This is a genomic window from Pedobacter sp. AK017, assembly GCF_014200825.1.
GTDB classification, from domain to species: Bacteria; Bacteroidota; Bacteroidia; order Sphingobacteriales; family Sphingobacteriaceae; genus Pedobacter; species Pedobacter heparinus.
This window is the reverse complement of the sequence record NZ_JACHCW010000003.1, coordinates 281,907-293,920: the sequence shown is the minus strand read 5'-3', so window position 1 is coordinate 293,920 and position 12,014 is coordinate 281,907. Positions and strand designations below refer to the sequence as shown.

Annotated in this window: 9 protein-coding genes; 1 reads left to right on the top strand and 8 read right to left on the bottom strand. The window is 38.3% G+C overall.

The genetic code is table 11. The annotated features are described in order from the left end of the window. Positions 1 to 8 precede the first annotated feature (8 nt). The 7 genes from HDC92_RS06245 to HDC92_RS06215 all read right to left on the bottom strand — a co-directional run bounded on the left by HDC92_RS06245 (position 9) and on the right by HDC92_RS06215 (position 8,729). Complete coding sequence (locus HDC92_RS06245) at positions 9 to 449, bottom strand: response regulator (RefSeq protein ID WP_015808151.1); 441 nt, start codon at positions 447 to 449, stop codon at positions 9 to 11. A gap of 45 nt (positions 450 to 494) precedes the next feature. Continuing rightward, entirely contained in the window at positions 495 to 1,547 is a 1,053-nt protein-coding gene (locus HDC92_RS06240; RefSeq protein ID WP_015808152.1) for an ATP-binding protein, read from the bottom strand. Positions 1,548 to 1,752: 205 nt separating this feature from the next. Continuing rightward, the gene (locus HDC92_RS06235; RefSeq protein ID WP_183873072.1) at positions 1,753 to 3,000 is read right to left on the bottom strand and encodes a glutamate-5-semialdehyde dehydrogenase; all 1,248 of its coding nucleotides are present in this window, start codon (positions 2,998 to 3,000) and stop codon (positions 1,753 to 1,755) included. An 8-nt stretch (positions 3,001 to 3,008) separates the two neighbouring features. Then, entirely contained in the window at positions 3,009 to 4,043 is a 1,035-nt protein-coding gene (proB, locus tag HDC92_RS06230; RefSeq protein WP_183873070.1) for a glutamate 5-kinase, read from the bottom strand. A 106-nt stretch (positions 4,044 to 4,149) separates the two neighbouring features. Then, positions 4,150 to 4,560, bottom strand: a complete 411-nt coding sequence (locus tag HDC92_RS06225) for an OsmC family protein (RefSeq protein WP_183873068.1) — start codon at positions 4,558 to 4,560, stop codon at positions 4,150 to 4,152. Positions 4,561 to 4,609: 49 nt separating this feature from the next. Beyond that, complete coding sequence (locus HDC92_RS06220; protein ID WP_183873066.1) at positions 4,610 to 7,048, bottom strand: AsmA-like C-terminal region-containing protein; 2,439 nt, start codon at positions 7,046 to 7,048, stop codon at positions 4,610 to 4,612. Between the two features lie 187 nt (positions 7,049 to 7,235). Beyond that, entirely contained in the window at positions 7,236 to 8,729 is a 1,494-nt protein-coding gene (locus tag HDC92_RS06215; RefSeq protein ID WP_015808157.1) for a malate:quinone oxidoreductase, read from the bottom strand. Positions 8,730 to 8,949: 220 nt separating this feature from the next. Here HDC92_RS06215 and HDC92_RS06210 point away from each other — a divergent pair, with 220 nt between their 5' ends. Next, complete coding sequence (locus HDC92_RS06210; protein WP_183873064.1) at positions 8,950 to 9,579, top strand: M23 family metallopeptidase; 630 nt, start codon at positions 8,950 to 8,952, stop codon at positions 9,577 to 9,579. A 14-nt stretch (positions 9,580 to 9,593) separates the two neighbouring features. On the opposite strand, the gene HDC92_RS06205 is transcribed toward HDC92_RS06210, so the two are convergent. Beyond that, the gene (locus tag HDC92_RS06205) at positions 9,594 to 12,005 is read right to left on the bottom strand and encodes a serine hydrolase (protein ID WP_183873063.1); all 2,412 of its coding nucleotides are present in this window, start codon (positions 12,003 to 12,005) and stop codon (positions 9,594 to 9,596) included. Between the last annotated feature and the right edge of the window lie 9 nt (positions 12,006 to 12,014).

The following is a 12,014-nucleotide window of genomic DNA, read 5'->3' as shown; positions in this document are numbered from 1 at the left end:
CCTCTAAATCAATTTTCTTTAATCTCTTCAAAATATGTATTGGCAATTGTCGAAAAGGCTTCTAAATTTAGGGGCTTGTGTAAATAAGTAGCAATTTCTTCTACCCTGGCTGCATGAAGTTCATCATCGGGATTAAGAGATGTGGTAAGCATAACTACTACAATTCTAGCTTTATGTCTTTCATCCAGTTTTTTATATTCGGCAATAAAATCCCAGCCATTCATGCCAGGCATGTTGATATCCAAAAAGATGATGCCTGCCTTAGGGCTGCTTTCCAAATCCTGGTACTTACCAGAATAAGTTAAATAATCGAGCGCTTCTTTAGCAGATGTTATTTCTTTAACAGCCACATTGATCTTAGCATTCTCTACGATCCTGCGATGGATGAAATTTGTAGATATATCATCATCAATTAGCAGTACACATTCAAGGTCTTTATATTTTTTCATCAATATACAAGTTGTGCTTTCATTTATTAATTCGTTTAATCTTTATTATACCCTGATAGAAAAACAAAAGGTGCTCCCCTCTCCTAAAACCGATTTAACCGAGATTTGACCTCCATGTAGTTCTACAATCTTTTTGCAATGTGAAAGTCCAATGCCATAACCCTCATAATCTGCTACATTGTGAAGGCGCTGAAACATTACAAATACTTTTTCCTTATACTTTTCTTCTATTCCTATCCCATTGTCCCTAAATTCAAAATGCCAGAACTTATCATGCCCAACAACAGCAATGTAAATTTCCGGATCAACATCTTGTTTTTTAAATTTTAAAGCATTACTCAACAGATTTTGAAAAAGCTGACGGAGTCCTGTTTCGTAACCATAAACAATTGGCAGATCCTGATAATAGATTTTTGCACCTGTAGCAAATATGCTGCTAAAAAGGTCGCTTTGTAATCCGTCCATTAAGGTATTACAATCTACCAATGTTTTACTCTGTTGTCCACCTAGTCTCGAATAATCCAGCAAGCCCTTGATCAGGTTCCGCATCCGCTCGGTAGACCTGTCTATAAACTGGAGATAAAGCTTTGCATTATCATCAAATACATCTTTATACTCGTCCTTAAATAACTCAACAAAATTTTTAACTGTTAAGAGCGGCTCCTGTAAATCATGGGAAGCGATATATACAAACTGTTCAAGCTCCTTATTCTTGATTTCAAGTTCACGGGCATACTCCTCTGTGGTTTTTTCCAGATGTCGCTTAGCCGACAGGTCCCTTACAAACAGAGAGTAACCAACTATAACATCATTGTCGTCCAATATGGTAGAAATGGTTACAAAGCCCCAGAAAAGCTCCTCTCCTTTTCTTACATGCCAGCCTTCATGCTGTGCCCTGCCTTTCAGTTTAGCTTCTTCAATAAGTAATTCGGGCAATTTGTTTCTACGACTTTCCTCACTATAGAACATACTGAAACTATGACCAATAACCTCAGCTGCATGATATCCTTTTATTCGCTCAGCTTCTTTATTCCAATTCCCTATACTCCCATACCTGTCCAAAAACAGAATCGCATAGTCATCTATTACCTCTAACATTCTAAGTAGGCTATCTGATCTCAAGTACTTGTATTTTATATTTGTGGTGGATCCAATACAAGTATTTTCAAAATTCAGGCCATTATGCAAAAGTCTGATTTAACAGCAACAACACGTTTTCATGTTGTAACATCAAATTTACCGGTGCTTTTTTTTCCCAATAAGGGGAATTAACCCACAGTATATTCAGCTGATAACAAGAAGATTACCGGATTTGTCCATTGCCCCTGATTACCCATTTTTCGGTAACGAGTTTTTCAAGTGCAAAAGGACCGCGTGCATGCAGTTTTTGAGTGGAAATCCCTATCTCCGCACCAAGTCCAAAAACCTGTCCGTCAGTAAATCTTGTCGAAGCATTAAGATAAACAGCTGCCGCATCAACTTCATTCAGGAACCTTTCCGCCTTGGAAAGATCTTCTGTTAAAATAGCCTCCGAATGTTTGGAAGAAAATTCAGCAATATGCTGCAAAGCTTCATCTGTACCTTCAACAACCTTTACAGAGCATTTAAAATCCAAAAATTCCCTGCCAAAATCTTCAGGAGCAGCCAGGTTTAATTTAGGGTAATTCAATTCCTTTAACACGGGAAAAGAATGCTCATCAGCAAAAATCTCTACATCATATCCGGATAATAAAGGTGCAGCGAGTACTAAAAAATCCTTGGCCACCAGTTTGTCAACCACAATAGTATCCAATGCATTACATACAGAAGGTCTTGAAACTTTAGCATTAACAACTATGTCCGCTGCTTCTTTAAGTTTAGCCGTTTGCTCTACATAGGTATGGCAAACACCCGCACCGGTCTCTATAACTGGTACAAGCGAATTTTTACGGACATATTCAATCAGTTGATTTGAGCCACGCGGAATAATTACATCAATATATTTTTCGGCTTGAAGGATATCAAGAATGTATTTTCTATCAGCAGGTAATTGTTGCACAATATTTTTATCAAGCCCCTGCTCTTCCAAAATCTGCTGTATTAAAGAAACTATGATCAGATTGGTATGATAGGCATCCTGGCCACCACGCAATAAACAAACATTCCCTGACCTGATACATAAAGCTGCGACATCAACAGTAACATTGGGTCTTGATTCATAGATCACCCCAACGATTCCAATGGCTACTGTCTTTTTCTGAACATGCAGTCCATTGTCGAGTCTGCGCTCAGAAAGGATCTTATTGGTAGGATCTTCCAGGTTTGCCACATCTTTTAAACTACTGGCAAGGTCATCTATCCTGGTTTCATTCAACAACAAACGGTCCCTTTTGGGATCCGATACCGACATCTTTTCCAGATCTTTTAAATTCTCTGCTATAATCTGGGCCGAGTGTGCCAAAATAGATGCAGCAAAACTAGTCAGCAGGTCCTGCTTTCTTTGATCGCTTAAAGAAGCTATAGAAGCCTGAGCTTTTTTTGCATTGATTAATTGTTGTTGAATAGATTCCATTATTTCTTTTATAATATTACAATATCACTGGCATTTGCAATTTCCAGATTACGTTGTTTCGAATTTTCAATGAGGGTGTCGGACGAGGTTTTAGCACGTGCCACAGCAACTATATTCTGTTGAGCATCAGTGATTTCAAAAATCTCGCCATCACTGAATTTTTCAATAACGGATAACACCCCTACTGCAAGCAAACTTTTACGTTTCCTTATTGCTTCACAGGCACCATCATCAACCATTAATCTTCCGGTAACCAGGCTGCCACTGGCCAGCCATTTGTTTCTGGCCGATATGTTACCCTGTTTAGGGATACAAACTGTACCTGTTTTTTCCTGAACAGCATTGATGATCCCATCAGTTGTACGAACACCAAATATAACTACTTTGATTCCCATCACTGTTGCCAGATGGGCAAAGGTTAGTTTAGAGATCATCCCACCCAGACCAAGATCAGATTTATTCTTGTCAGCCAGCGAGAATATATCATTGTTAATGCTATTAATTTTATCAATTACCTTGCCTTCCCTATCCAGAACGCCAGGAACAGAGGTGCCAAGTAAAATTAAAGAAGCCCCAAAACCGACGCCAAGTAAAGTGGCCAGCTCATCATTATCTGAAAATTTCAATTCCAGGCTACTTACCACATCATTTTCATTGGCAATAGGAATTACGCCATTTTTCCATAATTCCTCATAAGTTTCTTTTAACTGTAAAAACTGTCTACGGTTAGAAAAATGCTGCCTTTCACATAAACTTTGTGCAATAGAGATATGATAAGGTAAAAAGTGTTTGGAGTAAGTGCTGAGTAATAAGGGGTTTCCAATAGAAGCAGCTGCTTTACGTTCTGCAATTTTACCCTTATAATCTTTAATATATTTTTTACCGGCAGCTACGGCCCCCGAAGAAACAAGTATCAACCGGTAATCTTTTGCAATCTCTGCAACTTGCCTGGTTACATCTGCAACTACCTGTTCATCAAGCTCTCCCTTTGCCGTGGTGATGGAGGCAGTACCTAATTTCAAAACGAGTATAGGCTTGTTCATTTGTGGTTCGGGTTATGAATTTGTTATGAAAACCCGAAAATAGACAAAAATCCTCCTATCAATGAAATAATAGGAGGATAATTGATGGAATTTGTAGAAAATATGACTAAACTAAGGTTGCATCAAGTGTAATATCAACACTATAAGCTCTGCTTACCGGACAGGTAGCTTTTGCTCCTGCAGCAATTTCCTGAAACTGTGCATCGCTTATTCCAGGGATACTGGCTTTCAATACCAGGTTTGAACTTGTAATCGTTCCGTTATCAAGGGTTACTGTACCTGTTGTTTCCAGTGATCCAGGGGTAAAACCAGCCTCAGTTAAATCAAGACTCAGCTTCATGGTAAAACATCCGGCATGTGCTGCTGCCATAAGTTCTTCAGGATTGGTACCAATGCCATCGGCAAACCTGCTGTTAAAAGAATACTGGGTTTGATCAAGTACTTTGCTTCCGGTAGTAAGGTGGCCTGAACCTTCTTTTATTGTGCCATTCCAAACGGCAGTTGCATTACGTTTCATATTGTTTTAATTATATTGATTAAGCAATTAACATGCTCAAATATACCTTTTACTTTGTTTGTTCCCTATTTCTGTTCAGTTTAATTTTAATTTTGCCGTTCTCTCCATCGGTAGCCAGCAAATGTAGAACGATCCCTTTCATACGTCTGGCTTTTTTCTCTTCTTTATCTGTAATATCTTCATCCTTTTTGGGGTTTCTTAGTGGTACATCTACCGCTATATTAGTACCATTGCCAAAGGAATATATACCGGCAACATCCATATTTAACAAGCTGGAATTAATCTGCATAGGATTAATGGTAATCTGTTGTCCGCGAATGTCAAATCTGCCATTCAGATTGGTGAACGTAATGTTATTAAGGTCCCTGAAAGGAAAAGCAAATTTGCCTACACTAATAACCGGATCAAAATTCAGCAGGGCACCTTTCTTTAAGTCGAAAATAACACTGCCACTCATAGAGTTGGCTACCAGTTTACCCTGGTCAGTAATACCACCCGAAATATTGGTCCTGGAGTTCAGAAAACCTCTTAAATTTTGGGATGTAAGGCTTTTTAATCCAAAATTATCAAAGGAATAGAAAAAATTTCTGATGTCTACATTGCTTAGTGTAGTATTTATTGTAAACCTGTTAATTGAACCTTTCTGACTAATGTTTCCATTTAATTTAAGTAAGCCACCGGCGTGCCTTACACTTACATTTTTAATGGCAATGCCCAATTCAGAAAGCAGCAGATCTGCATTGGCATTGGTAGCTAAAAATTTATTGTAATATACCTTATCAACGCTTACATTCATATTAACATTACTTTTCTCGAAAACCTCATTCAGGTCTTCCGAAAAAGTGCTCTTACCGGCGTTTCTCTTTTTTACTACGCGAGCAGGTTTTCTGCTGCCTAAAAAACCAATAAATTCACCCAAATGTATTTCAGGACTACGTACCTTCCAGTTCAAAAGTATCTTTTCAGGTGCGGTATAATACAGGTTCAAAAAGTTGCGGATGCTCCCATCCATAAAGACAATACTTTTTCCACTTTGCAGGCGGATATTTTTTATAAAAAGATCGTTGTTGGTGAAATTAAGCAGAATAGCAGTATTATTGAACCTGAGCTTTCTGGGTACATAACTTACATCGGCATTTTTAATATCAATTGATCCGGAAACCAATGGTTTAGTTAATTTGAAATTTACAATATCAGCGCTATAAGCCAGGTTAACATTCGCAGTCCCCTTGCCAAACTTTAAAGTTTCGTCTCCAACAACATTGTTTAGTTTTGAAATGTCAAATTGTGATTTAAAAATCCCGCTTGCAATGGGCTTATCCAGATTGACCACAAAAGCAGTGTCAATTGAAAATGGAACTTCTTTATAGTTTCCTTTAAAATTATACAGTTTGATGGCAGAATTTGCATCTGTAAAATCATTCCCTTTTACGTAATTATTAGTAAATACTCCATTAAAATTACACTTATCTACTACCCCTCCCGGTGTGGTCAGCACATTGTCCTTAACAATTGCCTCTACATAAATTAACGGATCGCCACCCGGGCCCATATTTCCTTTAAGCAGACATTTGGCATTAATGGGCCTGTCCAGGTTAAACATATTCAGTTTCGAGGTTATATTTGGTGCCAGCAAGGCTGATGCATTACGCCATAAGATAGCCGGTGCCTCAATGTTAATGGTAAACTCAGTATTCTCCTTTGAAGTATCAAATTTAGCACCAATAATAAAGGGGTCTGTGCCAATGTTTAGCTTATTGGGAGCAACGGTTACTATTCCACTATTATCATCATAATTAATCTTAAAAGGACCTTCAAGCAATTTATCTTTTATAAAGCTACCCCGTCGTGTATTAAAGGCCAAACTTTTGGCCAGCAGTTTCAATTTAAGATCTGCTTCCCAGCCACCTAACAGTTTATAATCAACTTTTGCCTTAAGCTCATCAACCACAAACTGAAAAAGCTTATGCCCTTTTTGATTGTTTACTACAAAATCTACGTTGTTCAGGGTAATTTTTCTGATTTCCGCTGGCGAGGATCCTCTTTCATTAGTTTGTTTCTGTTGCTTATTCTTTTTAAATACAGCTGTATTGGCATAACCATTACTGTCTGTAAATAAATAAATTGTAGCATTGTTGATTCCTACTTTTTCTATATCAATGGCCCCTCTTAAAAGTCCCATTATATTTACTGCTATATCAAAATCCTTGGCTTCAAGTAAATTGTGCCGATGCAAATTCCACAGGCTGTCCCTCAAAACTACATTTCTCAAACTGAGTGAAACCCCCGGAAACCCTTTTAAGAAGGTAGGATCCATACTTTCAATGGTCATTTTTCCGTTCAGGTTTTTGTTAAGCCGCTCTGTAACGGTAATCAGCAGACTTTTTTTATTCGCATTTACATAAACAGCCAATGCCACATAGATAAGCAGGACCAATCCAATAATTGCAGCAAATACGATCAGTGTTATTTTAGACCAGCGGGGCATTTTCTTGTATTAAAAGGTTAGCTAAATAATAATTGCTTGCAATTTGAATCTCATAGTTTTGTTCAATTATTATACCAAATAATCTATACAAACTTATCAACCTCTTTAAATATACAAATAAATACAGCCGAAATAAAATAGGCAGCACCACAATGGTACTGCCTATTTTATAGCTTGGATCAGCTCGTTACAAGCCTAACGCATGACTGGTCTGTGTTCTGATATTTTCTGTTAACTGCGGATTACCGTTCAGTGCCTCGCCATAAGAAGGTATCATTTGTTTCAGCTTTTGCTGCCATTCCGGTGTATTGATTTGGTCGGTAAAACAACGTTCCATCAAGGTGATCATAATAGAAACAGCAGTAGAAGCACCTGGTGATGCGCCCAAAAGCGCTGCTATTGAGCCGTCAGCTGCAGTAACTACTTCCGTACCAAACTCCAGAATCCCCCCATGTTCTTCGTCCTTTTTAATCACCTGTACACGCTGACCGGCAGTTTCCAATTCCCAATCTTCCATTTTTGCAGTAGGTAAATATTCACGAAGGGCAAGCATCCTGTCTTCAGGAGATTGACGAACCTGGTCTATCAGGTATTTGGTAAGTGGCAAATTATCGAGACCGGCCGATATCATTGGCCGGATGTTATTGATTTTTATAGATAGCGGTAAATCGAGTAAAGAACCATGTTTTAGAAAGCGGGTTGAAAAACCAGCGTAAGGGCCAAACAATAAGGCTTTCTTACCATCAATCATCCTGGTATCCAAATGTGGTACAGACATTGGGGGTGCACCTACAGATGCTTTTCCATAAACCTTAGCATTGTGCTTTTCTATAATTTCAGGATTTATACATTTTAACCATTGTCCGCTTACCGGAAAACCACCAAATCCTTTTCCTTCAGGTATATCCGCTTTTTCGAGCAGTGGCAATGAGCCTCCACCGGCACCTATAAACACAAATTTGGCTTTAACCACTCTTTTTTGCCCGGTATTCTCATCCTTAACCTTTACTTCCCATAAACCATTCTTTTGCTTAAGTTTCTTTACATCATGGTGAAAATAAAGCTTTACATCGGGTTTGGTCTGCAATTTATTAAACATCATACGGGTTAAGGCGCCAAAATTTACATCGGTACCAATTTCCATCCTGGTAGCGGCAACCTTATCTGTTGGCTTACGGTCCTTCATCACTAAGGGCATCCAGTCAGCAAGCTGTGCAGCATCTTCCGAATAAACCATTCCTTTAAACAAATCACTTTCCTGTAATTTTGCATATCTTTTTTTCAGGAAATCCACATTTTCATCCCCCCAAACAAAGCTCATGTGCGGAATTGCCTTAATAAAGGTTTCGGGTGCATCAACCAGTTTACTTTTTACAAGAAAAGACCAAAACTGTTTTGATACTTCAAAAGACTCAGCAATTGAGATGGCTTTTTTAGTATCAACAGAACCATCGGTTAATTGAGGCGTATAATTTAATTCACAAAAAGCAGAGTGGCCAGTTCCTGCATTGTTCCATGCATCAGAACTTTCAGCCGCTGCAACATCTAATCTTTCAAAAATATCGATGGTAATATCTGGCTGCAGTTCTTTGAGCAACATACCCAAAGTAGCACTCATAATACCTGCTCCAATTAATACAACATCAACATTTTTATCAGAATTACTGTTTTTTCGGGTCATTTATTTGAAATTTTCCGCAAAAGTACAACACAAAATTAAATTTTGCACGTAATCTCAAAATATAATCCATGTTTTTTATTGATATAATCGTTTCTTTTTGAAATAAGCAACTGATTAAATTGTTTTTATTACATAAAAATGATTTTTAATATGTTTTTTTGTTTTTCTTTAAATTTACTTAGCTTGTCATTACCTAACATTTCCTCAATTAATTGAAATTATGAAATTGATACTTTTCAGTCTTTTGTTTTTATACTTTAAGCCAATTGCTCCTGTTACAATTGAACAGGATAAAGAAAGGTGGAAACCATATTATACAGATGCAGCCCCTAATGCAATAGCGGATAGCTGGTTATTGCCGTTTGACGTAGCTAACCGTAAAGACATGAAGCAAATGAAGGTAATCAGTATTTTTGGAGACCATAGGGACAGTTATTTAAAAGGACATATTCATACAGCAATAGATATCAATCCTTCAAAACCAAAAAGTAAATATATTGGTGTATTTCCAATGGCCAAAGGAATTATATGTTCTGTGCATCTTGGTGAAAACCAGCGGACTGTAGTTGTTAAGCATAAATTAAGCAATGGACAAATCATATTTACTTCTTACAAACATTTAAAAGAGGTTTATGTACAAAACGGGCAACAGGTAGATCAGCTTACACAAATAGCGCGTTTATTTACACCTGCCGAATCGAAAAAATATGGTGGAGATTATCATCACCTGCACCTGGAAATCCGTAAAAGTTTTGACGATTACGGGTGTGCAAGCTGGCTTACAATGAATAAAATACAATTGAACCTCAGGTTCTATAATCCGCTGCTGTTTATGAAAGAAAAACTGTAAAAATTCATTTTATTTTACTTACTGGTTTCATAATTATAAATGTACTCAGAAATGGAAGACAGTGTTTTTTTTGCCGCCTCTTCTTCCATTCCTCTAGACAGCAATATCAATACATATTCTCTGCCATCAGGAAGATATACAATACCCGAATCGTTTAGCACCTTCGTAATAGAGCCGGTTTTATTGGCTACCTTAACTTCTTTGGGTAACCTGGCCGGAATTATCCCTCTAAAAGTTTGTTGCATCAAAATATCAACCATGGCTTCACTGGCTTTTTTATTAACCATATCCCCCTTGGCAATCTTTTCAAACAATAACATCAGGTCGTAAGCAGTTACCGTGTTGTTCATTCCCTTTTCAAAGGCCTTCCCATCTTCAACACCCCTTAGTACCTGTATATCATGAGCACCAATACTGCGCATGGTTTTATTTACATTTTTCGCACCTACTTTATCAATCAGGATATTGGTAGCCAGGTTACTGCTCCTGGTAATCATCAATAACAACAGACTTTCTATACTCATCTTTTTACCGATCTTATGATAAAGCTCCAGTTCGCTGTCATTTGCCGGGTCAAGCTTATACAAGCCTCCGCCTGCAATACTTTTGAACTGGTTGTAAACCACAACTGAATCACTTATAGCAAATTTGCCTTTAGCTGCCTGTTTAAACACCTCTGCCATCACCGGTGTCTTCATTGTACTGGCCGCATGAAAATTGGTTTTTGCATTCATCAAAAAAGTCTCACCGGTACCTAAATCCTTATACGCTACCGCAAAATCAGCATTTTTATACTTGTTTGTTTCGGCTTTAATACGTCTGCTCAGTTCTGTAGTGTCCATAATTGCTTTCTTATCAGGAGTCAATACAATATCTTCCAAATCGCTGTCGGCATTGGAAAAAGAACTGATAAACCTGGCCTCACGGATGCTAAGGTCCGGATTTAATGAAAAGGAAAGAAAAGGGCCTTCACCCATATTTTTATTTTTATAATTCACCTTAAACATATCGCCATGGAAATGGCTAAGCTCTCCTTCGTACAATGGAGATTTAACAAATCGCATGCTCAATCCTTTTTCTCCCTTACTGATCACAATGCTTCCCATTAAACCATCTTTATACATACCTGCATATTTCTCCAGCGGCAAGCTAAGATGAAGATCTGAATTGGGCACGATCCTTTTCCTGCTTTGCTGCACTGAATCTCTTCTAACCAGAGATTTGTCCCATTCCTTTTTATAACCCGCAAGCCAGTCAAACCGTGCAGCTTTCATATTATAATCAAGAATATAATTGATAATGGCCATATACGCTCCTGTAGAAAGCTGATTGGTAAGTACCACTACACCCAGCCTAAGATCCGGAACCATCGCAATCTGCGATACAAAACCAGTTAATAAGCCACCATGTCCTATTACCTGGTATTGCCGGTAATCATAGGTACGGAAGCCCAATGCATAACCAGAAAAATGCCTTTGTGCGGGTTTAAGCCATTCCGGCTCCTGTCCTACCGGCATTGGCCGGATAATTTTCCAGAGTTCCTGCGTAGCGGTGGGTTTAAAAAGCGGGCCCTGGTCAGGTGTGCGACCAGAATCCAATTGCGTGATCAACCATTTAGACATATCTTTTGCAGAAGAAACCACGCCACCGGCAGGATTACTGGCATCACCTATATTCATATCAAAAAATGAATCCAGCATTTGTAATTTCCCATCTCTAACGGCATGTGCATAAGCTACATTCGTCTGGTTTTTCAAACTGGAATACTTGCTTACGCTTCTGTTCATTCCAACTTTATTGAATATCCTGTTTTTTACAAAATCTTCCCAGCTCATTCCTGTTTTAGCAGCTATTATTTCTCCGGCAGCCAGGTATAAAATGTTATCGTAAGCATAAACCGTACGGAAATCGTATTTAAGTTTTACATCCTTTAGTTTTTCCAGCAGTTCCCGTCTGGTAAATGTAGAAGGTGGAAACAGCAATATATCATTTGCATATGCATTTAAGCCACTGTGGTGTACAAACAGATCCCGTACGGTTAAATGTGTGCTTACATAATCGTCCGACATCCTGAACCATGGTAAATGTTCAATCACCTTATCTTCCCATTTTAGTTTTCCCTCTTCAACCAACATGGCTATAGCGGTTGCTGTAAAGGCTTTACTATTTGAAGCAATGCTGAATAAGGTATTTTCATCAACCGGGGCAGGATCACCCAGTTTTTTAATCCCATAACCCTTAGCGAGTACAATTTTACCGTCTTTTACAATACCCAACCCTATGCCGGGCACCTGAAAAGCCTGTAGTACTTTGGTTACATAATCGTCAAGATCGGGTGGTAAGGCCGGTTGTTGGGCAACAGCACAGGTCAAAATACCCAGATGAATTACGCACACGTATATACCAAATTTTAAAATTCTTAACATAAATCAGGT

Excerpts from the sequence above, each read along its gene's own strand:
- HDC92_RS06225 (WP_183873068.1), bottom strand. The coding sequence starts at position 4,560 with ATGAAACGTAATGCAACTGCCGTTTGGAATGGCACAATAAAAGAAGGT.
- HDC92_RS06240 (WP_015808152.1), bottom strand. The coding sequence starts at position 1,547 with ATGTTAGAGGTAATAGATGACTATGCGATTCTGTTTTTGGACAGGTAT.
- HDC92_RS06220 (WP_183873066.1), bottom strand. The coding sequence starts at position 7,048 with ATGCCCCGCTGGTCTAAAATAACACTGATCGTATTTGCTGCAATTATT.
- HDC92_RS06215 (WP_015808157.1), bottom strand. The coding sequence starts at position 8,729 with ATGACCCGAAAAAACAGTAATTCTGATAAAAATGTTGATGTTGTATTA.
- proB (WP_183873070.1), bottom strand. The coding sequence starts at position 4,043 with ATGAACAAGCCTATACTCGTTTTGAAATTAGGTACTGCCTCCATCACC.
- HDC92_RS06205 (WP_183873063.1), bottom strand. The coding sequence starts at position 12,005 with ATGTTAAGAATTTTAAAATTTGGTATATACGTGTGCGTAATTCATCTG.
- HDC92_RS06245 (WP_015808151.1), bottom strand. The coding sequence starts at position 449 with ATGAAAAAATATAAAGACCTTGAATGTGTACTGCTAATTGATGATGAT.
- HDC92_RS06235 (WP_183873072.1), bottom strand. The coding sequence starts at position 3,000 with ATGGAATCTATTCAACAACAATTAATCAATGCAAAAAAAGCTCAGGCT.
- HDC92_RS06210 (WP_183873064.1), top strand. The coding sequence starts at position 8,950 with ATGAAATTGATACTTTTCAGTCTTTTGTTTTTATACTTTAAGCCAATT.